General features: G+C 68.0%; 25 protein-coding genes, 1 tRNA gene and 1 riboswitch. Of the genes, 15 read left to right on the top strand and 11 right to left on the bottom strand.

Annotation, left to right across the window (positions count from 1 at the left end; translation table 11 throughout):
* Positions 1-90 precede the first annotated feature (90 nt).
* The 9 genes from sdhC (at position 91) to KIT89_RS07745 (ending at position 7904) form a co-directional block, all read left to right on the top strand.
* On the top strand, positions 91-489 hold the full coding sequence (gene sdhC / locus KIT89_RS07705) for a succinate dehydrogenase, cytochrome b556 subunit (RefSeq protein WP_297603937.1): 399 nt from the start codon (positions 91-93) through the stop codon (positions 487-489).
* A 2-nt stretch (positions 490-491) separates the two neighbouring features.
* Entirely contained in the window at positions 492-950 is a 459-nt protein-coding gene (locus tag KIT89_RS07710; RefSeq protein ID WP_297599918.1) for a succinate dehydrogenase hydrophobic membrane anchor subunit, read from the top strand.
* A gap of 12 nt (positions 951-962) precedes the next feature.
* On the top strand, positions 963-2753 hold the full coding sequence (gene sdhA / locus KIT89_RS07715) for a succinate dehydrogenase flavoprotein subunit (RefSeq protein WP_297599920.1): 1791 nt from the start codon (positions 963-965) through the stop codon (positions 2751-2753).
* Positions 2753-3502, top strand: a complete 750-nt coding sequence (locus KIT89_RS07720) for a succinate dehydrogenase iron-sulfur subunit (RefSeq protein ID WP_297599922.1) — start codon at positions 2753-2755, stop codon at positions 3500-3502. Before sdhA ends, KIT89_RS07720 begins: the two co-directional genes overlap by 1 nt.
* A gap of 72 nt (positions 3503-3574) precedes the next feature.
* Complete coding sequence (locus KIT89_RS07725; RefSeq protein WP_297599924.1) at positions 3575-4615, top strand: YihY/virulence factor BrkB family protein; 1041 nt, start codon at positions 3575-3577, stop codon at positions 4613-4615.
* Positions 4616-4634: 19 nt separating this feature from the next.
* Positions 4635-5483 (top strand): exodeoxyribonuclease III, encoded by an 849-nt coding sequence (locus KIT89_RS07730; RefSeq protein ID WP_297599926.1) that lies wholly within the window; start codon positions 4635-4637, stop codon positions 5481-5483.
* A 35-nt stretch (positions 5484-5518) separates the two neighbouring features.
* Entirely contained in the window at positions 5519-6523 is a 1005-nt protein-coding gene (trpS, locus tag KIT89_RS07735; RefSeq protein WP_297599927.1) for a tryptophan--tRNA ligase, read from the top strand.
* Entirely contained in the window at positions 6523-7086 is a 564-nt protein-coding gene (locus tag KIT89_RS07740; protein ID WP_297599928.1) for a GNAT family N-acetyltransferase, read from the top strand. Before trpS ends, KIT89_RS07740 begins: the two co-directional genes overlap by 1 nt.
* Positions 7083-7904, top strand: coding sequence for an HAD family hydrolase (locus KIT89_RS07745; RefSeq protein WP_297599930.1), 822 nt, complete (start codon positions 7083-7085; stop codon positions 7902-7904). Before KIT89_RS07740 ends, KIT89_RS07745 begins: the two co-directional genes overlap by 4 nt.
* Before the next feature lie 117 nt (positions 7905-8021).
* Here KIT89_RS07745 and KIT89_RS07750 read toward each other — a convergent pair whose 3' ends face one another.
* Positions 8022-8834, bottom strand: a complete 813-nt coding sequence (locus tag KIT89_RS07750; protein ID WP_297599932.1) for a type IV toxin-antitoxin system AbiEi family antitoxin domain-containing protein — start codon at positions 8832-8834, stop codon at positions 8022-8024.
* A 201-nt stretch (positions 8835-9035) separates the two neighbouring features.
* On the bottom strand, positions 9036-10550 hold the full coding sequence (gene glpK / locus KIT89_RS07755) for a glycerol kinase GlpK (RefSeq protein WP_297599934.1): 1515 nt from the start codon (positions 10548-10550) through the stop codon (positions 9036-9038).
* Between the two features lie 144 nt (positions 10551-10694).
* Positions 10695-10827: riboswitch (FMN riboswitch) on the top strand.
* Between the two features lie 62 nt (positions 10828-10889).
* Between glpK and ribD the strand changes: the two genes are divergently transcribed.
* Genes ribD through KIT89_RS07780 form a run of 5 tightly spaced genes read left to right on the top strand, consistent with a single transcriptional unit; the run spans position 10890 to position 15597 of the window.
* Complete coding sequence (gene ribD, locus KIT89_RS07760) at positions 10890-11930, top strand: bifunctional diaminohydroxyphosphoribosylaminopyrimidine deaminase/5-amino-6-(5-phosphoribosylamino)uracil reductase RibD (RefSeq protein WP_297599936.1); 1041 nt, start codon at positions 10890-10892, stop codon at positions 11928-11930.
* Positions 11931-11932: 2 nt separating this feature from the next.
* On the top strand, positions 11933-12550 hold the full coding sequence (locus KIT89_RS07765) for a riboflavin synthase (protein WP_297599942.1): 618 nt from the start codon (positions 11933-11935) through the stop codon (positions 12548-12550).
* Positions 12547-13845: a 3,4-dihydroxy-2-butanone-4-phosphate synthase gene (ribB, locus tag KIT89_RS07770; RefSeq protein ID WP_297599944.1), complete on the top strand. Its 1299-nt coding sequence runs from the start codon at positions 12547-12549 to the stop codon at positions 13843-13845. Before KIT89_RS07765 ends, ribB begins: the two co-directional genes overlap by 4 nt.
* Positions 13842-14315, top strand: a complete 474-nt coding sequence (gene ribH, locus KIT89_RS07775) for a 6,7-dimethyl-8-ribityllumazine synthase (RefSeq protein ID WP_297599947.1) — start codon at positions 13842-13844, stop codon at positions 14313-14315. The genes ribB and ribH overlap by 4 nt, the downstream gene beginning before the upstream one ends.
* A 10-nt stretch (positions 14316-14325) precedes the next feature.
* Positions 14326-15597: an MFS transporter gene (locus tag KIT89_RS07780; protein ID WP_297599951.1), complete on the top strand. Its 1272-nt coding sequence runs from the start codon at positions 14326-14328 to the stop codon at positions 15595-15597.
* 2 nt (positions 15598-15599) lie between these two features.
* Here the strand turns inward: KIT89_RS07780 and KIT89_RS07785 are convergent, their stop codons facing one another.
* From KIT89_RS07785 to KIT89_RS07795, 3 genes are read right to left on the bottom strand one after another with little or no spacing between them, the layout of a single operon-like run.
* Positions 15600-16424, bottom strand: a complete 825-nt coding sequence (locus KIT89_RS07785; protein WP_297603938.1) for an ABC transporter permease — start codon at positions 16422-16424, stop codon at positions 15600-15602.
* 11 nt (positions 16425-16435) lie between these two features.
* Positions 16436-17293 (bottom strand): ABC transporter permease, encoded by an 858-nt coding sequence (locus tag KIT89_RS07790; protein WP_297599952.1) that lies wholly within the window; start codon positions 17291-17293, stop codon positions 16436-16438.
* A complete protein-coding gene (locus tag KIT89_RS07795) occupies positions 17290-18216 on the bottom strand; it encodes an ABC transporter ATP-binding protein (protein ID WP_297599954.1) in 927 nt (308 codons plus the stop codon). Before KIT89_RS07795 ends, KIT89_RS07790 begins: the two co-directional genes overlap by 4 nt.
* 138 nt (positions 18217-18354) lie before the next feature.
* On the opposite strand from KIT89_RS07795, the gene KIT89_RS07800 reads away from it, so the two are divergent.
* Positions 18355-20226, top strand: a complete 1872-nt coding sequence (locus KIT89_RS07800; protein ID WP_297599956.1) for an ABC transporter ATP-binding protein — start codon at positions 18355-18357, stop codon at positions 20224-20226.
* Positions 20227-20229: 3 nt separating this feature from the next.
* On the opposite strand, the gene KIT89_RS07805 is transcribed toward KIT89_RS07800, so the two are convergent.
* The 6 genes from KIT89_RS07805 to KIT89_RS07830 all read right to left on the bottom strand — a co-directional run bounded on the left by KIT89_RS07805 (position 20230) and on the right by KIT89_RS07830 (position 25797).
* On the bottom strand, positions 20230-20814 hold the full coding sequence (locus KIT89_RS07805) for an isochorismatase family protein (RefSeq protein WP_297599958.1): 585 nt from the start codon (positions 20812-20814) through the stop codon (positions 20230-20232).
* 23 nt (positions 20815-20837) lie between these two features.
* Positions 20838-22526 carry a D-alanyl-D-alanine carboxypeptidase/D-alanyl-D-alanine-endopeptidase gene (dacB, locus tag KIT89_RS07810; protein WP_297599960.1) on the bottom strand — a complete coding sequence of 563 codons (1689 nt, stop codon included), beginning with the start codon at positions 22524-22526 and terminating at the stop codon, positions 20838-20840.
* A gap of 29 nt (positions 22527-22555) precedes the next feature.
* Complete coding sequence (locus tag KIT89_RS07815) at positions 22556-23539, bottom strand: Gfo/Idh/MocA family oxidoreductase (RefSeq protein ID WP_297599962.1); 984 nt, start codon at positions 23537-23539, stop codon at positions 22556-22558.
* 80 nt (positions 23540-23619) lie between these two features.
* Positions 23620-23937: a hypothetical protein gene (locus KIT89_RS07820; protein WP_297599964.1), complete on the bottom strand. Its 318-nt coding sequence runs from the start codon at positions 23935-23937 to the stop codon at positions 23620-23622.
* An 819-nt stretch (positions 23938-24756) separates the two neighbouring features.
* A tRNA-Thr gene (locus tag KIT89_RS07825) sits at positions 24757-24829 on the bottom strand.
* Between the two features lie 50 nt (positions 24830-24879).
* Entirely contained in the window at positions 24880-25797 is a 918-nt protein-coding gene (locus KIT89_RS07830; RefSeq protein ID WP_297599966.1) for a thioredoxin domain-containing protein, read from the bottom strand.
* Positions 25798-25971: the final 174 nt, after the last annotated feature.

Below are 25971 nucleotides of genomic sequence, written 5' to 3' on the forward strand. Positions count from 1 at the left end.
GAGCGATCGCGCGCGTCGTCACTGCCCTGAGGAGGGTTTCTCGTGCCAGCGAAGGCCACGGGAGCCGGAGCGAACAGCTCGCCGGCGACCATCGAAGTACCTGAACCACGCCGATCAGTCATTCCCGGCGGCACGCTGTACCGCGGCAATGAAGGCATGTGGTCGTGGGTGCTGCACCGCATCACCGGAGTGGCGATCTACTTCTTCCTGCTCGTGCACATTCTCGACACCGCCCTCGTGCGCGTCAGCCCCGAGGCCTACAACGCGGTGATCGGCGCCTACAAGACGCCCATCATGGGGCTCGGCGAAGTGGCCCTCGTCGGCGCGATCGGTTTTCACGCGCTCAACGGCCTGCGCATCATCCTGATCGACTTCTGGGGCGTCGGCACCCGTCACCAGAAGGCGATGTTCTACATCGTGCTCGGCGTCTGGGTCGTGCTCATGATCGGGTTCACCCCCCGCCACCTGATGAACGTGTTCGGAGGCTGATCATGACCACCAACGACGTCACCCTCGATGCCCCCCGCACCCCCCACGCCCGCACGAAGCGCGGCATCAACTGGGAGATGGTGGGCTGGGTCTACATGCGCGTCTCGGGCGTGCTGCTCGTGGGGCTCATCTTCGGCCACCTGTTCGTCAACCTCATGCTGGGCGACGGCATCAGCCAGATCGACTTCGCCTTCGTCGCCGGCAAGCTCGCCGACCCGTTCTGGCAGTGGTACGACTTCTTCTTGCTCTTCTTCGCGCTCGTGCACGGCTCGAACGGCATGCGCACGATCATCAATGACTACGTGGTGACCCCCAGCGTCCGCCGCATTCTGCACGCCGCGCTGCTGTCGTCGACGGGCGTGCTGCTCGTGCTCGGCACTCTCGTGGTCTTCACCTTCGACGCCTGCCCCGCCGGTGCCGACCCCGAACTCGTCGCCTCATTCTGCGCCGACCTTCTCTAGACGGAGCCAGCAGTGACTATTGACACCCCCGCCTCAGCCGCGACTCCCGTCGTGCACGAGCACCAGTTCGACGTCGTCATCGTGGGCGCCGGCGGCGCCGGCATGCGCGCCGCGATCGAAGCCGGTCCGAACGCGAAGACCGCCGTCATCTCGAAGCTCTACCCGACGCGATCGCACACGGGCGCGGCGCAGGGCGGCATGGCCGCCGCGCTCGCGAACGTCGAAGAAGACAGCTGGGAATGGCACACCTTCGACACCGTGAAGGGTGGCGACTACCTCGTCGACCAAGACGCGGCCGAGATTCTCGCCAAAGAGGCGATCGACGCGATCATCGACCTCGAGAACATGGGCCTTCCCTTCAACCGCACCCCCGAGGGAAAGATCGACCAGCGGCGCTTCGGCGGGCACACCCGCGACCACGGCAAGGCGCCGGTGCGCCGCGCGTGCTACGCAGCCGATCGCACCGGTCACATGATTCTGCAGACGCTGTTTCAGAACTGCGTCAAGCTCGGCATCGAGTTCTACAACGAGTACTACGTGCTCGACCTCGTCATGAACGAGGGCAAGGCCGCGGGCGTCGTCGCCTACGAGCTCGCCACGGGTGACCTGCACGTCTTCCATGCCAAGAGCATCGTCTTCGCGACGGGCGGATTCGGCAAGATCTACAAGACGACCTCGAACGCGCACACCCTCACCGGTGACGGCGTCGGCATAGTCTGGCGCAAGGGCATCCCGCTCGAAGACATGGAGTTCTTCCAGTTTCACCCGACCGGACTGGCCGGCCTGGGCATCCTGCTCACCGAAGGCGCTCGCGGCGAGGGCGCCATTCTGCGCAACGCGAGCGGCGAGCGCTTCATGGAGCGCTACGCCCCCACCATCAAAGACCTCGCACCGCGCGACATCATCTCGCGCTGCATGGTGCAAGAGGTGGCAGAGGGCCGCGGGGCCGGGCCGAACAAAGACTACGTGCTGCTCGACTGCACCCACCTGGGCGCCGAAGTGCTCGAGACCAAGCTTCCCGACATCACCGAGTTCGCCCGCACCTACCTCGGCGTCGACCCCGTCGTCGAGCCTGTGCCCGTCATGCCGACGGCGCACTACGCGATGGGGGGTATTCCGACCAACATCAAGGCCGAGGTGCTGAGCGACAACGACACCGTCATTCCCGGGCTCTACGCCGCCGGCGAGTGCGCCTGCGTCTCGGTGCACGGCTCGAACCGCCTCGGCACCAACTCGTTGCTCGACATCAACGTCTTCGGCAAGCGGGCCGGGCGCTACTCGGTCGAATACGCCCAGAGCGCCGACTTCGTGCCCCTGCCGCCCGACCCGGCCCGCGAGGTGCGAGAACTCGTCGAGCGCCTGCGCACCTCGAACGGCACCGAGCGCGTCGCCGCCCTGCGCAAAGAGCTGCAAGACGAGATGGACAAGAACGCTCAGGTGTTCCGCACCGAAGAGAGTCTCGAGAGCGTGACGCGCACGATCGCGAATCTGCGCGAGCGCTACCAGAACATCGGCATTCATGACCGCGGCAAGCGCTTCAACACCGACCTGCTCGAAGCGATCGAGCTCGGCTTTCTGCTCGACATCGCCGAGGTCGTCGTGTTCTCTGCCCGCAACCGCAAAGAGAGCCGCGGCGGGCACATGCGCGACGACTACCCCGACCGCAACGACGCCGACTACATGCAGCACACGATGGCCTACCTGTCGGGCGACCCGCACTCGGGCGTCGCCGACGACCACATCCGTCTCGACTGGAAGCCCGTCGTGATCACTCACTACCAGCCCATGGAGAGGAAGTACTGATGGCGACCGCGACCGACCAGGCCGCCGAGGTGGGCGCCGTGCAAGAGTTCACCGTCACGGTCATCATCCGCCGCTTCAACCCCGAGGTCGACACCGAGCCCTACTGGCAAGACTTCGACGTGCAGATGTACTCGACAGACCGCGTGCTCGACGCCTTGCACAAGGTGAAGTGGGATCAAGACGGCACGCTCGCCTTCCGCCGCTCGTGCGCTCACGGCATCTGCGGCTCAGACGCGATGCGCATCAACGGCCGCAACCGCCTCGCGTGCAAGACGCTCATCAAAGACCTCGACATCACGAAGCCGATCTACATCGAGGCGATCAAGGGCCTGCCGCTCGAGAAAGACCTCATCGTCGACATGGAGCCGTTCTTCGAGTCGTATCGCGCGGTGCAGCCCTTTCTCGTCGCAGGCTCGAAGCCCGAGAAAGAGCGCATTCAGTCGATCGAGGAGCGTGCTCGATTCGACGACACCACCAAGTGCATCCTGTGCGCCGCGTGCACCTCGTCCTGCCCCGTGTTCTGGACGGACGGGCAGTACTTCGGCCCCGCCGCGATCGTCAACGCCCACCGCTTCATCTTCGACAGCCGCGACGAGGCCGCCCAGGTGCGCCTCGACATCCTCAATGACAAAGAGGGTGTGTGGCGCTGCCGCACCACCTTCAACTGCACCGAGGCGTGCCCGCGCGGCATCGAAGTGACGAAGGCCATCGCCGAGGTCAAGCAGGCGATGCTGCGCGGCACTCCCTAGGGGTCGTTAGCACAACGCGCACCGACACGACAGGGCCCGAAGTCTCTCGGCGGGCTTCGCTAGGGTGGCGTGGTGACCGAGTCAGACGCCGCCGAGCAGCCGGGCCTCTGGGCTCGCCTCATGGCGTGGGTGGGCCGAGTCACCGAGTGGGTCATGGCGCTCAAGCCGGTGCGGGTCTTCACCCACTACGGCGAGTCGCGCGGGCCCATTCTCGCGTCGGGCCTCGCCTTCCAGGCGATCTTCGCCGTCTTCGGCGGCCTCTGGGTGGGGTTCTCGATCGCCGGCCTCATCATCGCCAACAACATCGGCTTGCGCGCCTCGCTCATCGAGGTGCTCGCGCAGACCGTGCCGGGGCTCATCGAGAGCGACACGAGCGACGGCATCGTCGACCCGGAGACCCTGCTCACGGCCGGAGTCTTCGGCTGGACGGGCGCGATCGCGCTCGTGGTGCTGCTGCTCGCGGCGCTCAACTGGCTCGCGGCGGCGCGAGACGCCACGCGCGTCATCTTCGAGCTGCCGCCGTCGAAGACCAACTTCGTGCTGCTGAAAGCCAAAGACCTCGGGCTCGCCGTGGGCTTCGGCGCACTGCTGCTCGTGTCTGCCGGGCTCTCAGTGGTCGGAACGTTCGCCCTCGACGGCGTGCTGCAGTGGATGGGCATCCGAGACACCACCCTCAGCACCGTGCTGGGGCGCACCGTCACGCTCGCCATCATGTTCGTGCTCGATGCGTTCGTGCTCGGGATGCTCTACCGAGTGCTCGCGGGAGTCAAGATTCCGCTGCACCACCTCTGGCAGGGTGCCCTCATCGGAGCGCTCGCCCTCGGCGGCCTCAAAGTGCTCGGCAGCAGTCTGCTCGGCGGCGCCAGCAACAACCCGCTGCTCGCGTCGTTCGCCGTGCTGCTCGGGCTGCTGATCTGGTTCAACTTCGTCTGCCAGGCCATACTCATCGCCGCGTCGTGGATCGCTGTGGGCGTGCGCGACGACCAGCTGGTGCTCGACGAGAAGGTGGCCGAGCAGCGCCTCGAGCAAGCGCGGCAGCTCGTCGCGGCGCACGAGCCTGAGGCCGAGCCGGCGAAGGCTCGGTGGTTTCGCCGGCTCTTCGGGCGTCGGTAGCAACTCGTAGAATCGAGGCATGCCAACGCCCGTGCGCATCGCCTCAGTCAACGTCAACGGCATTCGCGCCGCCTACCGCAAGGGCATGGGCGACTGGCTCGCCGCGCGCGACGTCGACGTGCTCGCGATGCAAGAGGTGCGCGCGTCGACCGACGACATCACCGGCCTGCTCGGCCCCGAGTGGCAGGTGCTGCACGACGCCGCCACCGCGAAAGGCCGCGCGGGTGTCGCGATCGCCGCGCGGCGCGAGTTCGCCGCCCACCGGGTCGAGCTCGGCGCCGACGACTTCGACTCGGCCGGGCGCTGGCTCGAAGCAGACCTCGACATCGACGGCACGACGCTGACCGTCGTCAGCTGCTACGTGCACTCGGGCGAGGTCGGCACGCCCAAGCAGGTCGAGAAGTACAAATTTCTCGACGCCATGACCGAGCGGCTGCCGTTGCTCGCCGCGCACAGTCGCTACGCCCTCGTCGTCGGCGACCTGAACGTCGGCCACCGCGAGCTCGACATCAAGAACTGGAAGGGCAACCGCAAGAACGCCGGATTTTTGCTCGACGAGCGCGCGTACTTCGACCGCTTCTTCGGCGAGCTGGATGCTGACATCGAGTGCGTCGACGGCAGCACTCGACGCGGCCTCGGGTGGGTCGACGTCGGCCGCGTGCACGCCGGTGAGGTGCCCGGCCCCTACACCTGGTGGTCGCAGCGCGGGCAGGCCTTCGACACCGACACCGGGTGGCGCATCGACTATCACGTTGCCACCCCCGAGCTCGCCGCCACCGTGCAGTCGTACGCGATCGACCGCGCACCCTCGTGGGACACCCGGTGGAGCGACCACGCGCCCGTCGTCGTCGACTACGCGCTGCCCTGAACCCTGCTCGAGCATCCACCTGGAAGTATTGGCCCATGAGTCTTCCGCGCCTGTTCTCGGGCATGCAGCCCTCCGCCGCCAGCCTGCACCTCGGCAACTACGCCGGAGCCCTGCTGCAGTGGCGCGACATGCAGGCGACCCACGACGCCGTGTTCTGCGTCGTCGACCTGCACGCCATCACCGTGCCGCAAGACCCCGCCAGCCTGCGCGAGCAGACGCGACGCACCGCCGCGCAGTACATCGCCGCCGGCATCGACCCCGAGCACTCGACGCTCTTCGTGCAGTCGCACGTGCGCGCGCACGCCGAGCTCGCCTGGGTGCTCAACACCATCACCGGGTTCGGCGAGGCCAGCCGCATGACCCAGTTCAAAGACAAGTCGGCGCGCGGGGGCCTCGACGTCGCCTCGGTCGGGCTGTTCACCTACCCGATCTTGCAGGCCGCAGACATCTTGCTCTACGACGCCGTCGTGGTTCCGGTCGGCGAAGACCAGCGGCAGCACATCGAGCTCACGCGCGACCTCGCGGCACGCTTCAACCAGCGATTCGGCGACACCCTCGTCGTGCCCGAGGTGCGCATCCTGCGCGAGACCGCCAAGGTGTACGACCTGCAGAACCCGAGCGCCAAGATGTCGAAGTCGGGCGAGAGCCCCGCCGGAGTGCTCTGGATGCTCGACGACCCCGCCGTGCTCACCAAGAAGGTGAAATCTGCGGTGACCGACAGTGACGGCGTGGTGTCGTTCGACCCCGAGGCCAAACCCGGAGTCTCGAACCTGCTGTCGATTCTGTCGATTCTCAGCGGTGAGACCATGGATGCCCTCGTCGCGTCGTTCGACGGCCTGCAGTACGGCGCGCTCAAGACCGCCGTCGCCGAAGCCGTCGTCGCCGAGTTCTCGCCGATTCGCGAGCGCACCCTCGAGCTGCTCGACGACCCCGCCGAGCTCGACCGGTTGCTCGCGATCAACGCCGAGCGGGCATCCGTCATCGCCGATGCGACGCTCGCGCGCGTGTACGACGCTGTCGGATTCTTGCCCCGCGGCTGATGCAGCCGGTCACGCTGCGCACGGCGCGGTTCGTGCTGTCGATGCCGACGCTGTCGGATGTCGACGCGGTGTTCGCGGCGTGCCAAGACGCCGAGCTGCAGCGGTTCGTGCCGGTTCCCGTGCCCTATGAGCGCTCGCACGCCGAGGGCTTCGTGCTCGAGTTCGTGCCCGAGTGGTGGCGGAACGACGTCGAGTACGTCTTCGGCATTCGCCCCGCGGCCGACGCACCGCTGTGGGGCGTCGTGTCGTGGCAGCGCGAGAACCGCTCGGTCGGCTACTGGCTGGCGAAAGAGCACCGCGGCCGCAGAGTCATGACTGAAGCGCTCAGTGCTCTCGCCGACTGGGTGTTCGGGCACGAACCCACCGAACACATGCAGTGGGAGGCCGTCGAGGGCAACATTGGGTCGGCGATCGTCGCGCAGCGGTGCGGATTTCGTTGGCAAGGTCTCGGGCGCATTGAGAACGCGCGTCCGGGCCAAGAAACTCGCGGATGGCGGGCGACGCTGACCCGGCTGGACCACGAGGCAGGTGCCCGTGACGACGCCTGGCCGGTGCTTGCGTGAGCGCGCCGGTAGGGGCGATGCTGTTCGACCTCGACGACACGCTCATGGCGCACACCGCCGCGGTCGAAACGGCGATCGACCGTGCTCGCGTGCGCTCGGGAGACGCCGGGCCGTGGCACGCCGTCGCCTTTGCCGCCGCTGACCCCGAAGCCGTGCGGCAGCGCTGGCACGAGCTCGAAGACGAGCACTACCACCGCTACCTCGCCGGTGAGCTCGACTACCTCGGCCAACGGGTCGCCCGCGCGCGCGACCTCTACGCCGAGCACGGAGTGACCCTCGACGAGACGGCCGCCCTCGCCTGGTTCGACGACTACCTGCACGGGTACCGCGAGGCGTGGGCGCTCTTCGACGACGTGCTGCCGGCGCTCGATGCGATCGAGCAGGCTGTGGCGGGCATCCGGTTCGGCATCATCACCAACGGCGATCTCGCCTTTCAGACCGACAAGCTGCACCGCATTGGCCTCTGGAATCGACTCGACCTCACCCCCGTGCGTGCGGACGGTTCGATCGACGACCCCACACGAGGGGGGCTAGTCATCGCCTCGGGCGAGATCGGAGTGACAAAGCCCGACACTCGCATCTTCGCTGTGGCCGCGGCGTCGCTCGACCTGCCTCTCGAATCATGTGCATACGTCGGCGACCGCGTGCGCACCGACGCGGTCGGCGCGCACGAAGTCGGCATGCTCGGCATCTGGCTCGACCGCGGAGCTGCCCGCAACGCGGTCACCGACGCTGCTGAGGGTGCCGCGGCCGAGTTGCCTGCCGGCGTGCCCCGCATCACCTCGCTGCTCGACCTGCCGGCCCTCCTCGCGCACTGACCCCGCCCGCCGCCGAGCCCAGGTGGTCAACACGTGCACAAACGACTGCAGTTGTGCACTCTCGACGCCGACCGTCTCACAGCGATCTCGATCTGCCGACAGTTGTGCACGCCTCGCTCACACGACCGTGAGCGACCGCGGGCGGCGCAGCGCTCGACGTACGGCCGCCACGACGAGCTCGCGCTGACTAACGGCGTGCGCGTAGTCAACGCGTACGACCCCGAGACCTTCCGCGTGCGCGACGAGATCTCGCGAGTAGTCGCGAGCCTGCTGCCCCTGGTGCCACTGTCGCCCGTCGACCTCGACGATCACGCGGCCCTCGACCAGCAGGTCGACGCGACCGATGCCCGCGATGAACACCTGGCTGACGCACTCGAGCCCGGCGTCGCGCAACGCGATGCGCACGAGCGACTCGATACCCGACTCTGCCTTTCCGTCGAGAACGTCGACCGACACTCGGTGTCGAGCGGGCACCCGTCGCAGCAGTTCGCTCACCTCATGCTCGCCCACGTGCGCGGAGCGCAGAGCACTGTCGAGCACGGCCACGGCGAACTCTCGAGGTTGGCAGCGCACGACATGCACGAGGGTGTCGAGCAACGACGTGCGGGTGGGGTGACGACGTTCGACGGTCGGCCACCAGTGGCCGACGTGCAGCGCCTCTCGACGCCGAGACCGCGCACGATCGAAATGCACATGCAGTTGCGCTGCGGGCGGCCTCCAGAGCCCATACGACTCTGCCGCTGAGATGCAGCCGAGCACCCCGCCGGCGCGAATCGCTCGCTGTGCCGGCTCGGGCAGAAGCGGTGACACGTAGACACCCTGACGAAGCTGCACGATGACGCCCGAGTCGAGCAAGCGCGCCAATTGTCGGCGCGAGACGGCGGCGAGCACGTCGGCGCGAGTGTAGACGCCACGAGGGTCGAGTTGCACGTCGAGCAGTGTGCGCGACTGCCCAGCGGCCGGCTTCGCGGTTCGACGAGATGTGGGCGACCGGCGCACTCGTGAACCTTCGGGTGGAGTCGCGCGCACGAACGTCTGCAGAACCGGTCTGTGCAGAGCGACACCACGCGTCGAGACTCGTACTGCAGACGTTCGTGCACGCCGCGGTCGAGCACGTTCGTGTGACGCGGGTCAGCGGGTGTCGTCGTCGACCCAGTCGAAGGTGCGGGTCACCGCCTTGTGCCAGACGCGCAGACGTCGCGCGCGCTCGTCGTCGTCCATCGAGGGCAGCCAGCGGCGGTCTTCACCCCAGAGCTCGCGCAGCTCATCGCGCGACGACCAGAAGCCCACGGCGAGCCCCGCAGCATAGGCGGCTCCGAGCGCGGTCGTCTCGATGATGCGCGGCCGCACGACCGGAATGCCGAGAATGTCGGCCTGAAACTGCATGAGCAGGCTGTTGGCCGTCATGCCTCCGTCGACGCGCAGCTCGCTGATCGGCACAGGAATCGCCTCTTGCGCCACGTCGAACACTTCGCGCGACTGGAAGGCCGTCGACTCGAGGGCGGCGCGGGCCAGGTGCGCGCGCGTGATGAACCGGGTGAGTCCGACGATGGCGCCGCGAGCATCCGGTCGCCAGTACGGCGCGAACAGTCCGCTGAACGCCGGCACGATGACGGCGCCGCCCGAGTCGTCGACTGAGGCAGCCAGCGTCTCGACCTCGGCAGACGACGACAGCATCTGCAGGTTGTCGCGCAGCCACTGCACGAGCGACCCGGTGACGGCGACCGACCCTTCGAGGGCGAAGCGCGCGGGCTCGTCGCCCAGGCGGTAGGCGACCGTGGTGAGCAGGCCCGCCTCTGACCGCACGAGTTCTTCACCCGTGTTGACGATGAGAAAGTTGCCCGTGCCGTAGGTGTTCTTCGACTCGCCAGCATCGAAGGCTGTCTGCCCGAAGGTGGCCGCCTGCTGATCGCCCAGGATGCCCGCCACGGGCACCTCGCGCAGCAGCGAGCTCGACCGCGCGACCCCGTAGACCTCTGACGACGAGCGCACCTCGGGCAGCATCGAGCGCGGCACCCTGAACGCTGCGAGCAGCTCGTCGTCCCAGTCGAGGGTCTCGAGCGAGAGCAGCAGCGTGCGCGACGCGTTCGTGACGTCGGTGGCGTGCGCCCCGCCATCGACGCCCCCGGTGAGGTTCCACAGCAGCCAGGTGTCGATTGTTCCGAAGGCGAGCTCGCCGGCCTCGGCCCGTGCGCGAGCGCCGTCGACGTTGTCGAGAATCCACGCGATCTTGGTCGCGCTGAAGTAGGTGGCGAGCGGCAGGCCAGTGGTCTCGGCAAAACGCCGCACTCCCCCGTCGGCGGCGAGCTCGTCGACGAGCTGCTGCGTGCGCGTGTCTTGCCAGACGATCGCGTTGTAGACGGGCTTTCCGGTCGAGCGATCCCACACCACGGCGGTCTCGCGCTGGTTGGTGATGCCGATCGCCGCGACGTCGTGGCGGGTCAGGCTTGCCTTGCCGAGCGCCTGGCCGATGACCTCTTGCGTGTTGATGAGTATCTCGTGCGGGTCGTGCTCGACCCACCCGGCTTTCGGAAAGATCTGCTCGTGCGGGTGCTGCGCCACCGCGACGATCTCGCCGGCATGGTCGACGACGACCGCGCGAGTGCTCGTGGTGCCCTGGTCGATCGCGACGATGTGGGTGGTCACGACTGCCTCCTCTTCGAGTGGCGCGCATCACGTGCGCGCACTGACGACGGTACGCACTCTGACGCCCTCGCGCATCCCGCCCCTTTCCCAGCGAAACACCGGGAATACCCCAGCAACACCGCGGTTGACTACTCTGAAGAGCAGTACGTGTTCCGGGGTCGGTGAAAGTCCGAGCCGGCGGTGAGAGCCCGCGACCCGCGGTCGAAGCGATTCGGCAGCGGTTGAACCGGTGGAATTCCGGTGCCGACGGTGAGAGTCCGGATGGGAGGAGCACGCGAGCGGCAGCCTGCCGACCGCGAAGCGACCCCGGATGCGTCCCCGACTGAGTGAGGGCCCCGGATGACCAGCGACAGCGCACCGACCGACACCGCGCGTGTCGAGTCTGCGATGCGCCGCGCGCTCAGTCTCGCCACGCACGGCCCCGCCGTCGGCGCGAACCCGCAGGTCGGGTGCGTGCTGCTGGCGCCGTCGGGCGAGATCGTCGCCGAGGGCTGGCATCGCGGCGCGGGCTCCGATCACGCTGAAGTGGATGCTCTCGCGCAGCTGCCCGACGCCCGAGGCCTCACGGCTGTGGTCACGCTCGAGCCGTGCAACCACACGGGCCGCACGGGGCCGTGCGCGCAGGCGCTCATCGAGGCGGGGGTCGCTCGCGTGGTCTATGCGATCGACGACCCGAACCCGGTGGCCGGCGGCGGCGCCGACCGTCTGCGTGCCGCAGGCGTCGAGGTGCTGGGCGGGGTGCTGGCCGATGAGGCCGCCGAGCTGCTGCTGCCCTGGCTGACGAGCATGCGCTTGGGGCGCCCGTGGGTGACCGTCAAGTGGGCGTCGAGTCTTGACGGCCGCGCGGCCGCCGCCGACGGCTCGAGCCAGTGGATCACCGGCACGGCCTCGCGGCAGCACGTGCACGAGCAGCGCGCGGCCCACGACGCGATCGCCGTGGGCACGGGCACCGTGCTCGCCGACGACCCGAGCCTCACCGCGCGCGGCGACGGCGGCGAGCTGCTGCCGCACCAGCCGGTGCCGGTCGTGTTCGGCGCGACCCCGGTGCCCGAGACTGCTCGGCTGCGGCAGCACCCGGCCGGGCTCATCGAGCTCGCGCACCGCGACCTCGCGGCGGGGCTCGCCGAGCTCGACGCGCGTGAGATCCGTCGACTCTTCGTCGAGGGCGGCCCCACGCTCGCGAGCGCCTTCATCAGGGCAGGCCTCGTCGACGAAGTGCTCATCTATCTCGCACCGATGCTGCTGGGCGGGCCGCGCACCGCCCTCGACGATGTGGGGGTGACCACGATGAGCGAGGCGCTCGGGCTGAGCATCCGTCGCATCGACACTCTCGGCAACGACCTACTCGTGGTCGCTCGCCCGACCGCAGGAGGCCACTGACCATGTTCACCGGATTGATCGAAGAGCTCGGCGAGATCGTGCGCTGGCAGCAGATCGGCGACGCTGGGCGGCTGACCGTGCGCGGCCCGCTCGCCGTGAGCGATGCCGCCCACGGCGACTCGATCAGCGTCAACGGCGTGTGCCTCACCGTGACCGAGCAGGGTGACGACTGGTTCACGGCCGACGTCATGGGGCAGACGCTCGCGATGTCGACGATCGGGCAGTGGGCGGTGGGCGATGCCGTCAACCTCGAGCGGGCCGCCTCGGTGGGCGACCGGCTGGGCGGGCACATCGTGCAGGGGCACATCGACGGCACGACGACCGTGCTCGAGCGCCGTGAGCACGACGACTGGCGGGTTCTGCGGTTCTCACTCGACGCCGCGCACGCCCCGCTCGTGGTCGACAAGGGCTCGATCGCGATCGACGGCGTGAGCCTCACCGTGAGCGCGGCGGGCGACGACTGGTTCGAGGTGTCGCTCATTCCTGAAACGCTCGAGAAGACCACGCTCGGCCGCAAGCAGGTGGGCGGCACCGCCAACATCGAGACCGACATTCTTGCTCGCCATGTGGCTCGGCTGGTGCGCTTCGGCGCGGCCTCCGAGGGAAGGACAGACTCATGAGCATCGCCACCATTCCCGAGGCCCTCGAAGCCTTGCGCGCTGGCCGCCCCGTGCTCGTCGCCGATGACGAGAGCCGCGAGAACGAGGGCGATGTCATCATCTCGGCGCAGCTCGCGACCGCCGAGTGGGTGGCCTGGTCGATCCGCCACACGAGCGGCTTCTTGTGCGCCCCCATGACCGACGAGATCGCCGACGCGCTCGAACTGCCGCTCATGGTGGTCAACAATCAAGACCCCAAGAAGACGGCGTACACGGTGACGGTGGATGCTGCTGCCGGGGTCACCACAGGAATCAGCGCAGCCGATCGTGCCCGCACCCTTCGCGTGCTCGCCGACGCGCAGTCGACGCCCGACAGCCTGATCCGCCCCGGTCACATCGTGCCGCTGCGCGCCAAGCCGGGAGGCGTGCGCGAGCGCGCCGGGCACACCGAAGCGGCCGTCGAGCTCATGCGGCTGGCCGGGCTGCGCCCCGTCGCCGCGATCGGCGAGGTGATCGACGAGACGGGCGAGATGATGCGACTGCCCGAGCTGATCAGGTTCGGCGAGCACGAAGGGCTGCCCGTCATCACGATCGCCGGCCTGCTCGCCTACCTTGAGGCGGGTGCACCCGGAGCGTTCACCGACAACCCCACGACCGAGGTCGTCAGCCTGCCGTCGAAGCCGAGCAGCGTGACCTTCGAGGTCGAGACGACGGTGCCGACCTCGCATGGGCCGTTCTCGATGCGCGCCTACCGCGACCGCAAGACCGGGGCCGATCACGTGGCCATCGTGAGCGGAATGCCCCATGACGACATGATCGTGCGGGTGCACTCCGAGTGCCTGACCGGTGAGGCTTTCGGCTCGCTCAAGTGCGAGTGCGGGCCGCAGCTCGATGCCGCCCTCGACGTCATCCAGCGGCACGGCGGTGCTGTGCTCTACCTGCGCGGTCACGAGGGTCGCGGCATCGGCCTCATCAACAAGCTCAAGGCCTACCGCCTGCAGGAAGACGGCTACGACACGCTCGACGCGAACCTCGCGCTCGGGCTGCCCGCCGACGCGCGCGACTACGAGTCGGCCGTCGACATGCTGCGCGACCTGGGGGTAAGCAGCGTGCGGCTGCTCACGAACAACCCCGAGAAGCAGCGGCAGCTCGTCGCCTACGGCATGCGGGTGAGTTCGCTCGTGCCCCTCGTGGTCGGCGTCGGCGCCGACAACGAGGGCTACCTCAGCGCCAAGCGCGACCGCATGGGTCATCGGCTGCCCGATAGCATCACGAGCGCACCCGTGTATACGACTCTCGAAGGGAAGACCGCATGAGCGGCGCTGGATCACCCGAACTCTCCGTCGACGGCAAGGGCCTCACGGTGGCGATCGTCGCCGGTCAGTGGCACACCGAGATCACCGAGGGGCTCAAGGCCGGAGCCCGGCGCGTGCTCGACGCGGCCGGGGCGACGATCGTCGAGTATGCGGTGCCGGGCTCGTTTGAGCTGCCCGTGGTGAGCAAGGCCGCCCTCGAGGCGGGGGCCGATGCCGTGGTCGCGCTCGGCGTGATCATCCGGGGCGGCACGCCCCACTTCGAATACGTGAGCGCGGCCGCGACCGATGGTCTCACGAGGGTCGCGCTCGACACGGGCAAGCCCGTCGGTTTCGGCGTGCTGACCCTCGACGATGAGCAGCAGGGCCTCGACCGGGCCGGCCTGCCCGGTTCGCACGAAGACAAGGGTGCCGAAGCGGCCGAGGCGGCCATCGCGACGGCCAGGGTGTTGCAGGTGATTCGAGGGCACTAGTGTCGCACCTGTGAGCACGCTGCCGCCCCCGCCCGCCTTCACTCCGTTCGCTGATCCGACCCGGCGGGTGACCGCACGGTGGATCGCGCTGTTCGCCACCGCGTGGCTCGGCATCTGGATGGCGCAGCTGACTCCCATCCAGCTGCTGCTGCCGCAGCAGATCGAGAGCCTGCGCGAAGAGACCGACTGGGTGTCGAGCGTGGTCGCTTTCGGCGTCATCTCGGCGATCGCGGGCGCCTGTGCACTCGTCGTCTTTCCGCTCACGGGTGCGCTGAGCGACCGCACGACGTCGCGGTTCGGCCGACGCAAGCCGTGGATCGCCGGCGGCACCGCCCTCTTCGCCGTCGCGCTCGTGGTGCTCGGGCTGCAGACGACGATGCTCGGCGTCGGCATCTTCTGGTCGCTGGCGCTCAGCGGCTTCAGCATGACCTCGGCCGCGGTGACGGCGACGATCGCCGACCGCGTGCCGGTCGGTCAGCGCGGCATCGTGTCTGGCTGGGTCTCGGCCCCGCAGGCGATCGGCACTGTGCTCGGCCTCATTCTGGTGCTCGCCCTCGGCCTGACTCTCTTCGGCGGGTACGCCCTCGTCGCCGGCCTGCTCATCGTCTTCGTCATGCCGTTCTTGCTCGCCTCGCCCGACGAGACCCTGCCCCGAGTGCTGCGTCCGCCGTTTCGATTGCAGATGCTCGTCACGGGCCTCTGGGTCAGCCCGCGCCAGCACCCCGACTTCGCCTGGACCCTCGTCGGCCGCGTGCTCGTCAACATCGGCAACGCTCTCGGCACGACCCTGCTGCTCTACTTCATCGCCTTCGGGCTCGAGCGAGCCGACACCGCAGAGGTCGACCTGCTCGTGCTGACGATGATCTATCTCGTCTTCTTCACCATCTCGGCTCTCACCTTCGGGCGGCTGAGCGACTACTTCGGTCAGCGCAAGCCCTTCGTCTATGTCGCCGCCTACCTGCAGGCACTCGCGGCGCTGCTGCTCGCGATCGCTCCCGACTACACGATCGCCATGGTCGCGGCGGCCTTTCTCGGCATCGGGTACGGCAGCTTCATGTCGGTCGACCAGGCACTGGCAACGCAAGTGCTGCCCGACCGTCACACGCGCGGCAAAGACCTCGGCATCATGAACGTAGCCCTCGCGGTGCCGCAGGCGATCGGCCCGCTGCTCGGCGCGTTCGTGGTCGCCTCATTCGGCGGCTTCACCGCGCTGTTCATCGCTGCGGCGGTCGCCGCGACCCTCGGCGGGCTCGCCGTGCTGCCCATCAAGTCGGTGCGGTAGGGCTACTTCAAGAACAGCGCGCGCAATCGGCTCGTCGTGAAGACGATTCCGATGGCGATCATGACGAGGTAGTAGCCGATGTGCACGAACATCATGGCGCTGAGCGCGCCCGTCGTGAGGCCCCGCACGAGCTCGACTGCGTGCCAGAGCGGCAGCGCCTGAATCATCCACTGAATGGCCTCGGGGTAGACCGTGATGGGGTAGAAGGTCGCCGAGAACAAGAACATCGGCAGCATGATGAACGTGACCCACTCGATCTGCTGGAAGGTCTTCATGTAGCTCGTGATCGCCATGCCGAGGCTTGCGAAGCCGAAGGCGATGAGCAGCACGGCCGGCAGGGCGAGCACGGCAGTCCAGGCCAGGTTGAGGCCGAAGGCCTGCATGATCAGCATGAACCCGAGGGCGTACATCGCTCCGCGCAGCAGCGCCAAGAAGATCTCGCCCAGGGCCACGTCGAGAGGGCCGAGCGAGGTCGTGAGCATGCCCTGGTAGAGCTTCGAGTAGTTGAGCTTGAAGAAGACGTTCCAGGTCGAGTCGTAGACCGCGCCGTTCATGGCTGAGACGGCGAGCAGTGCGGGCGCGATGTAGGCCGCGTATGGCACCTCCATGCCCGTCGAGGTCTGCACCGAGCCGACGAGCGCCCCGAAGCCGATGCCGAGCGAGAGCAGGTAGAACACGGGCTCGAAGAAGCCGCTGAGCACGACCAGGTAGTTGGTGCTCTTGGTCGCCAGCAGGCCTCGACGGATGACCGCCCCGGTGTTGCCCGCGTAGAGCGCGCTTCGCCGAGGCAGCAGCGCGACCTCTGTGGTCGCCGCTGGCGTGGGCAGAGGTGCGGCGCTCACTTGTTGAGCCTCTTCGTGAAGTGCTTGCGCGTCGCCCACAGCCCGACGACGATGAGCGTCGTCAGGTAGCCCACGTGGGTCGCCGTGAGCCACATCGGCTCATCGTGGCCGTAGGTCGCCACTCTTCCGAGCTCGGTGCCGTGCCACAGCGGCGACACCCAGCCGATGGGCTGCAGGTAGACGGGCAGCTGCTCAAGCGGAAAGAACGTGCCCGAGAACAAGAACATGGGCATGATGCCGAACCGCTGCAGCATGGCCATCTGGCCCTTGTCGTCGGTGATGGTCGAGGTGTAGGTCGAGATCACGACGCCGATCGCCATGCCGGTGAGGGTCGCGGCGATGATCGCGAGCCACCCGTGGGGCGAGGGCACGGCCCCGAAGAGCACGATGATGCCGAAGTAGATCGACACTGTGACGACCACGCGCAGCGCGATGTGAATCATCATGCCGTTGACGATCTGCGCCCCCGTGATCGGCGATGCGTTCATGCCGAAGAAGATGGGGTTCCACTTGAACCCCATGAGCACCGGGTAGCTCGTCTCGTTCGCGGTGACGGTCATCGCCGCCGTGGCCATGAGGGCGGGCGCCACGAACTGCAGGTAGGTCACGTCGCCGATGCCCTGCGGCACGAGGCTCGCAAGCCCCACGCCGAGCGCGAAGAGGTAGATGAGGGGGTTGCCGAAGCTCTGGAAGATCGCGTCGCCCGCATAGCCCTTCATGGCCCGGATGCGGTGCTCGGCGATGTACCACGAGCCCCAGCGCCGGGGGGCGACGCCGGCGGCGAGTGCGCGTGCGGTCTCGGGATGCTCGGCTCCGGCATCCCGCATCGAATCGGCGGGCGGTGGCGAGATCATTCGATCAGACTCCGGCCGGTGAGCCGCAAGAAGACGTCTTCGAGGCTCGAGCGCCGCACGAGCGACGTGATCGGCTGCAGGCCGCGCTGCGTGATGCGCTCGAGCTCTGCCTCACCGTTCTCGGTGTAGATGAGGATGCGGTCTGGCAGCACCTCATGCCGCTCGCCGATGTCGGTGATGCTCGCCGCGATCTCGGCGTTCTTCTCGCTGCCGAAGCGCACTTCGAGCACTTCACGGCTCGAGTGCTCGCGAATGAGCGCAGCGGGCGACCCTTCGGCCATGATGCGCCCCTTGTCGACGACGACGAGGCGGTCGCAGAGCTGCTCGGCCTCGTCCATGTAGTGCGTGGTGAGCACGAGAGTCGTGCCCTGCTCTTTGAGCCGGAACAGGCGATCCCACAGAATGTGCCGCGCCTGCGGGTCGAGCCCCGTCGTCGGCTCGTCGAGCAGCAGGATGCGAGGTTCGTTGATGAGTGCGCGGGCGATCGTGAGTCGGCGCTTCATGCCGCCCGAAAGGTCGTCAACCTTCGACGTGCGACGGTCGGTCAATTGCGCGAACTCGAGCAGGGCATCCGCCCGCTCAGCGACGACCGCGCGCGGCAGGCCGAAGTAGCGGCCATAGACGAGCAAGTTGTCGCGCACCCGCAGCTCTTGGTCGAGATTGTCTTGCTGCGGCACAACGCCGAGCTGCGAACGGATGTCGGGGCCGTGCTGGTTCGGGTCGAGACCCAAGATCGACAGCTCGCCGCTCGTGCGCGTCGACACCGCACCGACCATGCGCATCGTGGTCGACTTGCCGGCACCGTTCGGGCCGAGCAGGCCGAACGACTCGCCGGGAGCCACCTCGAAGTCGATCGCGTCGACGGCCGTGAAGTCGCCGTACGTCTTGGTGAGCTGCGAGGCAGAGATGACGGGCTGGGACACGAGAGAAGAGCCTAGACCCGCGCACCGACGATGGCCCACCTCGAGGCGCGGACTGCGCGCACGCGCACAGCGAACACGCGGATGCCGCGGCGGCGACTCCGGCAGACTGGTGCTCACCACACTTCTGCGAAGGGCACCATGAGCGCGAGCACTCCCGCACCCCGCCGCCGCGGCAGCCAGACCGGCCGCGATGCCGAGGCCGAGGGGCCGCGCGCGTCGTTCAGTCAGCTCATGCCATTCTTGCTCGCCCACCGCGGCGTGCTCTCGATCGTCGTCGTCTTGAGCATCGTGGCCGCCGCGGCCACGCTCGCCCAGCCACTGCTCGTCGGGCAGGTCATCACCGCCGTCGAGCGGGGTGAGTCGTTCGCCCTGCTCGCCGGCGTCTTGGTGGCACTCGTCGTCGCCTCGGCCCTGCTCTCGGGCCTGCAGCACTTCCTGCTGCAGCGCACCGGAACCACCATCGTGCTCGACGCCCGGCGGCAGCTCGTCGCCCGCATACTGCGCCTGCCGATCTCCGCATTCGATCAGCGCCGCACGGGCGATCTCGTCTCACGAGTGGGCACCGACACGACGCTGCTCTACGCCGTGATGACGCAGGGTCTCGTCGACGCGGTCGGCGGAGTGCTCATCTTCGTGGGCGCACTCATCGCGATGCTGTTCATCGATGCGATTCTGCTCGCACTCACCGTGCTCATCATCAGCGTCTCCCTCGTGACGGTCGTCACCCTCTCGCGAGGCATTCGCCGGGCCAGTGCCGAGCAGCAGCGACGCGTCGGCGAACTCTCGTCGGCGGTCGAGCGGGCCATCTCGTCGATTCGCACGATCCGCGCCGCGAACGCCACGCAGCGCGAGACAGAGTCGATCGAGTCGAGTGCGCGCTCTGCGTGGAAGGCGGGGCTGCGGGTCGCGCGCATCTCGGCGCTCGTCGTGCCCGTCGCCGGCATCGCCCTGCAGCTCTCGCTGCTCGTCGTGCTCGGGGTCGGAGGGTTTCGCGTCGCCACGGGTGCGATCGAGGTCGCGAGCCTCATCATGTTCATCATCTTCCTGTTTCTGCTGATCTCTCCGCTCGGCCAGGCCTTCGGCGCCATCAGCTCGGTCAACCAGGCACTCGGCGCTCTCGGGCGCATTCAAGAGGTTCTCGACCTGCCCGAAGAGGGCGCGACCGACGATGCCGCCGCAGTCACACCCCGCTCAGATGACGCGCAGAGCGACGCTGCGGCGCTGAGCTTCGACCGGGTGACCTTCCGCTACGCCACAGCGAGCCCGACCGACGATGCGTCGCCCGACGATCAGTCGCCCGAGGCCCCGCTCGCCGAGACAGAGTCGAATCGCGACGTGCTGCGCAGCGTGAGCTTCACGGTGCCGGTCGGGTCGCGCACGGCGCTCGTCGGGCCGAGCGGCGCCGGCAAGAGCACGGTGCTGTCGCTCATCGAGCGCTTCTACGAACCGACCGAGGGCGTCATCAGAATGGGCGCAGACGACATTCGATCGATCGACCGCGAGACCCTGCGCGGGCGCATCGGCTATGTCGAGCAAGATGCACCGGTGCTCGCCGGCACCCTGCGCGAGAACCTGCTGCTGGGCACGCCAGACGCGACAGACGAGCAGTGCGCGGCCGTGCTGCGCAGCGTCAACCTCGGCGAGGTGCTCGACCGCGATGAGCGCGGGCTCGACGCTCAAGTGGGTGAAGACGGCGTCATGCTCTCGGGCGGTGAGCGTCAGCGGCTCGCGATCGCCCGAGCGCTGCTCGCGGCCCACCCGATTCTGCTGCTCGACGAGTCGACGTCATCGCTCGACGGAGTCAACGAGCAGCGCATGCGCGACGCCATCGACGCCGTCGCCGAAGACCGCACGCTCATCGTCATCGCGCACCGGTTGTCGACCGTCGTCGACAGCGATCAGATCATTGTGCTCGACCGCGGCGAGGTCGTCGGCGTCGGCACCCACAGCGAGCTCGTTCGCAGTGTGCCGCTCTACCGCGACCTCGCGAAGCACCAGCTGCTGGTCTGACCCTCAGGCGGCGGAGGGTTCGACGAGCACCCCTGCGTCGGCCAGCTCGACCAGTGCCGCTGCGCTCGACTCGGGCGCCACACCGGCGACCAGATCGCTCAGCACCCTCACCCGGCGCCCCGCCGTGATTGCGTCGAGCGCCGACGCGCGCACGCAGTAGTCGGTCGCGATGCCGACCACGTCAATGTCGGTCACACCGAGCTCGTCGAGAGCAGTCACGAGCCGTCGCCCATCGTCTGTCGTGCCCTCGAAGATCGAGTACGCGGGCACACCCTGCCCTTTGCGCACGTGAATGTCGATGAGCCCCGTATCGATCGAGGGGTGATACTCGGCGCCGTCGGTTCCCGCCATGCAGTGTTGCGGCCACGTGTTGACGAAGTCGGGATCGCCCTCGAGGGCGAAGTGCCCGCCGTTGTCGTTGTCGGGGTCGTGCCAGTCTCGAGAGGCGATCACGACGTCGTAGTCATCGGGATGCTCGCGCACGTGCTGCGTGATCGCCGCAGCCACCGCGGCGCCACCCTCGACGCCGAGCGCACCACCCTCGGTGAAGTCGTTCTGCACGTCGATGATCAACAGCGCACGAGCCATGCCGCCTCCGATGCCGAATCGAATCAGTTGTTCGAGAGGTTATCGCCACAGTTGAAGATCGCGGCAGCCAATGTGTCTTGCGCGGTCTTGGCCGACTCGGGAATGCCGTCGCGCACCGAGTAGAACGCGAAGGTCAGCGGGGTGCCGTCGGCCGCACGAATGACACCCGAGAGCGAATAGGCCGACCTCAGCCAGCCGGTCTTCGCGATGACGTTGCCTCGGGCGACGGCGTTCGACCCGGTGAAGCGGCTCGCGAGGGTGCCGCTCTGCCCGGCGACCGGAAGAGCATCCATGATGTAGCCCAGGTTGCGCTCGCGCGTGTTGATCACGGCGAAGAGCTGGGCCATGTATCGCGCAGGAACGGCGTTGTCGGTCGCGAGGCCCGAGCCGTCTTTGATGACGAGGCCCGCGGTCGAGACGCCGTAGGTGTTGAGCGAGCCGGTGATGGCCTGCGTGAGCGACGAGGTCGAGCCGTCGAGGCCGATCACCCGCGAGGTCACTCGGGCCAGCATCTCGCCGAGCGTGTTGTCGCTGTTGGGCAGCATCTGGCCGATGAGCACCGACACCGGCTGCGACTGCACCTGCCCGAGCAGGGTTCCGCCGACCGCTGCGCCCGTGCTGATGGTCGGCACCCCTGCGGGGTTTCCGGCGTCGGCGAGCGCTTGCGCGAACCACTGGCCGGCACGGGCGATCGGGTCGTTCGACCGAGCACTGGTCTGCGCACGCGGGTCGTTGCGATCACCGTCGACCATGAGGGCCGTGGCCGGTGCCTGGAACCCCGCCGAGATGCGGTCGCGGTTCCAGGTGTCGTGCCAGTTGTCTGCGGGGTTCCAGTAGGTCGAGTCGAGCACGAGGTTCGTGATGCCCGGCTCGTCTGGGTTGGCCGCTGCGTAGGCCGCCACGGTCTGCGCCGCGAGGTCTGCCAGCTTGGGGGCGCCCCGGTAGATGCTCTCTTGACCCGGCCCCACCCGGCTCAGCGTCGCGTCACCGCCGCCGATGAGCACGACCGTGCCGGGCGTCGAGCCTGCGACGACTCGAGTCGTCATGCGGTAGTCGGGGCCGAGCGTCGCGAGTGCCGCGGCCGCGGTGATGACCTTCAGCACGCTGCCCGTGCGCACGGCGGTGTCTGCCCGGCGATCCCAGAGCACTTCGCCGGTCGACGCGTTGACGACCGAGCCGTAGAACTCGACGAGGCGCTCGTCGACGGCGAGCTGCGAGATCGAGCAGGTGCGCAGGCGGCTGGGGTCTGCCATCGCCGTCGGCATCGGGCGAGGGTCGGGTTCTGCCGTCTCGATGATCGTCGGCACCGGCACCGGCGTCGCCTGGGCCGAGCCCACCGCGATTCCCGCGAAGACGGCTGCTGAGCCGAGCAGCAGGAAGGCCACCGAGAGCGCTGTCGTCAGCACTGCTCTCGGGTGCTGGCGCACGAAGGCGCCGATGCCCTTCTTGGCGGCCGGGGCTTCTGCGTCGGGTGCGGCTGCCGTGTCGCCGAGCGGGGCAGTCGCGCCGAGCACCTCGGTGGGTGCCGCGCCCAGCGCCTCGGTGGGTGCCGCACCCATGAGCTGCGTCGGGGCGGCGCCCATCAGCTGCGTCGGAACCTCGCTCGCAGGGGAATCGTCGGGCGTCGGCGTGCTCTGAGGAGAACGGCGTCGAGCTGCTGCCTCAGCTTCGCGCGCGGCGCGACGGCTCAGCGGCTGCTCCGGATCGATCATCCGGCCATGATACCCAGCCGACCTGGTGGCTACTCGCCCGGATACCGCAGCCCGATGATGCGGCGCACCTCGTCGAGCACGCCCATGATCGCGACCGACTCGTCGATCGGCAGCGCCGTCGGCGCGTGCCCGGCGACGCGACGTTCGAGCTCGAGGGCCTGGAAGTGCATGCCTCGTGTCGCGACCTCCTCATCGAAGGTCTCGAGCAGATTCCAGTCGCGGTCGTACCGCCTGATGGCAGTCGGCGTGTACCACACGCGGTCGATCTCGATGGCTCCCTCGGTGCCGATGACCACGGCTCGGTTCGAGCCCGCGGTGTCGAGAGCGCAGTGCAGCACGGCCTGGCGGCCGTCGTCGTAGCTGAAGATCATGGCTGTCTGACGATCGACTCCGGTCGGCGTCATCGCTGCGTGCGCCTGCACCCCGGTCGGCAGTCCGAGAATGTCGACCGCGAACGACACCGGGTAGATGCCGAGGTCGAGCAGTGCTCCACCGCCGAGCGCCGGGTTCTGCAGTCGGTGCTCGGGATCAGTCGGCAGCGACTGCGTGTGGTCGGCGATGACCGTGCGCACCTCGCCGAGGGCACCTTCGGCGACGAGCTGGCGCACCCGCACCATGTGCGGCAAGAATCGAGTCCACATCGCCTCCATCACCACGACGCCCTGCGAGGCCGCACGTTCGGCGATGACCTGGGCGTCTGGCTGCGACAGCGTGAACGGCTTCTCGACGAGCACGTGCTTGCCCGCATCGATGGCGAGCAGTGCCGCCTCGAGGTGCATCGGGTGCGGAGTCGCGACATAGATGGCGTCGACGTCGGGGGCGGCGACCAGGTGCTCATAGCTGCCGTGCGCTGTGGCGATGCCGAACTCGGCGGCGAACGCTGCTGCTGACTCCGACCGCCGTGACCCGACTGCGGTCATGGTGATGCCCGCATCGCGCAGGTCTCCGGCGAACGACCGCGCGATGTTGCCGGTCGCGAGAATTCCCCACCGCAGTGTCGACTGCACGTTCACGCTCCTTCTGCGGGAGCCTCGGTGCTGCCCGACTGCGGCGAACCGCTGCCGTCAAGACTAGCCAGTCGAGTGCGCTCGCCTCAGCAGGTCGTCCAGCGGGCGGCGGCGCGGGTGAACGAGTACGGCTCGTTCGGGATGCCGCCGTGAGTCATGGCGAAGAGGATGCAGACTCCGCTCGTGCTGCCGGTGAAGGTCGGCTTGTAGAGCGACGTGCGGTGCCCAGACGAGTCCCACCACTTCTGCGCGACCGTCACGCCGGTGTTGTTGCTGCCACCGGCCAGGTTGCCGTCGCAGCCCACGCTCGGCACACCGTCGCTGCGCTGCGAGCCGATGTGACCCCACGCGCTCATCGGGTCTTCTGAGGGGTCTTCAGCCATCCAGAACAGGCGGTCTTCCATGCATGCGTCGTACCGGATGTTCGCGAACGGCACGGGAGGCAAGCAGTTCGCCACCCGAATCTCGTTGTAGCGCACGGCGAACGACTGCAGGTCGCTTGAAGTCGTGCCGGGGACGCCCAGCGCCGATGAGCGACTGGGAGCGCCCGGTGTCGAGCCCGTGATTGCGGCCGGACAGGAGGGTGCCGCGGGTTCTTGGACGTCTTTGACGACAGGCAAGGTGATGACGTCGTCTTGAGTACTGGTTGTTGTTGCCCCTGCTGAGCTGGTCGAGACTGAGGACGATCCATTATTGGCGCCAGAACCCGTACTCGATACGGAGGAATCGGCGTTGGCGTCGATCGCGCCTTCTGCCGACGCGCTGGCCTGCGCCTGTTCCTCGTTAGCTGACGGCGCCTCGGTAAAGACGAGACCCGTCGTGGGCGAAGGAGTAGGTTGAACTGCTGTCGCGCTCGTTTCAGCATGCGAACTGTCGGCGTGAGCGTTGACGGCAGCGACGACTTCTGCGCCCGCGTTCGGTGAACTCAAGAAAGGTAGTGCGACAAGCATGACCGTGGTCAGTGCGGTGCCGAGATATACCGGGTGCTTCACGATGATCTCCCCCCAGAGATTCGTTGATAGCGGCCCCCCAGCCGCTGATAACACGGTATGCCTCAGTGGTCGATGCGCCAAGTGGAGATGGTCGAAAAGCGAACGATTGTGCCGCGAAAGGGGGGCATAAACGCCCGTTCTGGAGCGAATCAGAGCCGACTGCGGGCGTGACGCAGCGCGTCACGCTGGGCACGGCTCGCGCATAGAGCGAGTGAGGGGTACATGAAACAGAGCCGACTAGGGGACTCGAACCCCTAACCGCCCGATTACAAGTCGGGTGCGCTACCAGTTGCGCCAAGTCGGCATGGCCCCTGCGGGCCGACGGGCTCAGGGCCCGGCATCAGCCTACCGCCGCTACGGCGTGGGGCTCGGAGTCGGTGACGGGCTCGGGTTGGTCGAGTACTCATCACCGGCGGCCTGCAGCACGAACTGCTGAAACTCGCCTGCCTCGAACGGGTAGCGATACTCGAACACCTGCCCGTTGACGAGCACCGTCGGGGTTCCGGCGATCGAGTCGATCTCGGCGCCGCGAATCGCGAGGGGCCCGTTCGTGGCGCGGTCGGTCGCCGCCTGCACCCACGACTTGAAGGTGCGGTCGATGATGCACTGCTCGATCTGCGGAGCGGTCGCCCCAGCCGAGCGCACCGTGGCGAGCAGCTCTGCATCGTCGGGGCCCACGGTGCCTTCTTCACGCTGGATGGAGAAGAGGGCTTCGTTGACGTCGAAGAAGGAGTCGGGGTTGTAGTTCGCGACGCAGGCGGCCGCGTTCGCCGATCGCAGCGAATACTGCGAACCGGCAGACCGGTTGATGAGGATGGCGATCGGCCGGTATTCGACCGTCGCCGCCCCCGACTCGACGAGCGTGCGGATGATGGGGCCGTTGACCTCTTCGAATTCGGCGCAGATCGGGCACAGGTAGTCGATGAAGATCTGGATGTCGACGACACCTGCCGGGTTGGGCTCTGACTCGACGGGCGTCGCCTCGGGGCTCAGCGCGGGTGTGGTGAAGGCGACGAGGCCTTCACCGATCTTGATGCCGTCGCTCGCCATGTTGCGAGGCCCGGGGCCGGCGGGGCGAACAGAGTTGACGAGCACGAGCGCGATGACGGCGATGATGGCGAGCGCGGCGAGCGCCACGCCGCCCTGCAGCAGCCAGCGGTTTCGACGCTCTCGCTTCTGCTGCTCTGCACGCAGTTGACGAGCCTTCTCGCGCGCCTCTGCGCGACGTTCATTCTTCGACAAGCGCGTGCTCGCCGACCCACTGTCGTTCATACAACCCCGTTCAGATGGATGCCGCGGCTCCCCTGGCACAGACAAGGGCGCTCTCAGCGCCCCGCACGATAGTACGCGCTCGGCCTGTCTGACCGCCAAGCGAGCACCCCGAATGGGCGGTGTGCGTGAGAAGTGGCATACTGACTGCAGGTGCCCGATGGAGTGCGCCTTGCC

This window comes from Microcella sp. (genome assembly GCF_025808395.1).
Taxonomy (GTDB): domain Bacteria; phylum Actinomycetota; class Actinomycetes; order Actinomycetales; family Microbacteriaceae; genus Microcella.

Excerpts from the sequence above, each read along its gene's own strand:
- ribH (WP_297599947.1), top strand. The coding sequence starts at position 13,842 with ATGAGCGGCGCTGGATCACCCGAACTCTCCGTCGACGGCAAGGGCCTC.
- KIT89_RS07720 (WP_297599922.1), top strand. The coding sequence starts at position 2,753 with ATGGCGACCGCGACCGACCAGGCCGCCGAGGTGGGCGCCGTGCAAGAG.
- KIT89_RS07740 (WP_297599928.1), top strand. The coding sequence starts at position 6,523 with ATGCAGCCGGTCACGCTGCGCACGGCGCGGTTCGTGCTGTCGATGCCG.
- KIT89_RS07830 (WP_297599966.1), bottom strand. The coding sequence starts at position 25,797 with ATGAACGACAGTGGGTCGGCGAGCACGCGCTTGTCGAAGAATGAACGT.
- dacB (WP_297599960.1), bottom strand. The coding sequence starts at position 22,526 with ATGATCGATCCGGAGCAGCCGCTGAGCCGTCGCGCCGCGCGCGAAGCT.
- KIT89_RS07730 (WP_297599926.1), top strand. The coding sequence starts at position 4,635 with ATGCCAACGCCCGTGCGCATCGCCTCAGTCAACGTCAACGGCATTCGC.
- KIT89_RS07805 (WP_297599958.1), bottom strand. The coding sequence starts at position 20,814 with ATGGCTCGTGCGCTGTTGATCATCGACGTGCAGAACGACTTCACCGAG.
- KIT89_RS07765 (WP_297599942.1), top strand. The coding sequence starts at position 11,933 with ATGTTCACCGGATTGATCGAAGAGCTCGGCGAGATCGTGCGCTGGCAG.
- KIT89_RS07800 (WP_297599956.1), top strand. The coding sequence starts at position 18,355 with ATGAGCGCGAGCACTCCCGCACCCCGCCGCCGCGGCAGCCAGACCGGC.
- KIT89_RS07820 (WP_297599964.1), bottom strand. The coding sequence starts at position 23,937 with ATGGAAGACCGCCTGTTCTGGATGGCTGAAGACCCCTCAGAAGACCCG.
- ribD (WP_297599936.1), top strand. The coding sequence starts at position 10,890 with ATGACCAGCGACAGCGCACCGACCGACACCGCGCGTGTCGAGTCTGCG.
- KIT89_RS07790 (WP_297599952.1), bottom strand. The coding sequence starts at position 17,293 with ATGATCTCGCCACCGCCCGCCGATTCGATGCGGGATGCCGGAGCCGAG.
- ribB (WP_297599944.1), top strand. The coding sequence starts at position 12,547 with ATGAGCATCGCCACCATTCCCGAGGCCCTCGAAGCCTTGCGCGCTGGC.
- trpS (WP_297599927.1), top strand. The coding sequence starts at position 5,519 with ATGAGTCTTCCGCGCCTGTTCTCGGGCATGCAGCCCTCCGCCGCCAGC.
- KIT89_RS07710 (WP_297599918.1), top strand. The coding sequence starts at position 492 with ATGACCACCAACGACGTCACCCTCGATGCCCCCCGCACCCCCCACGCC.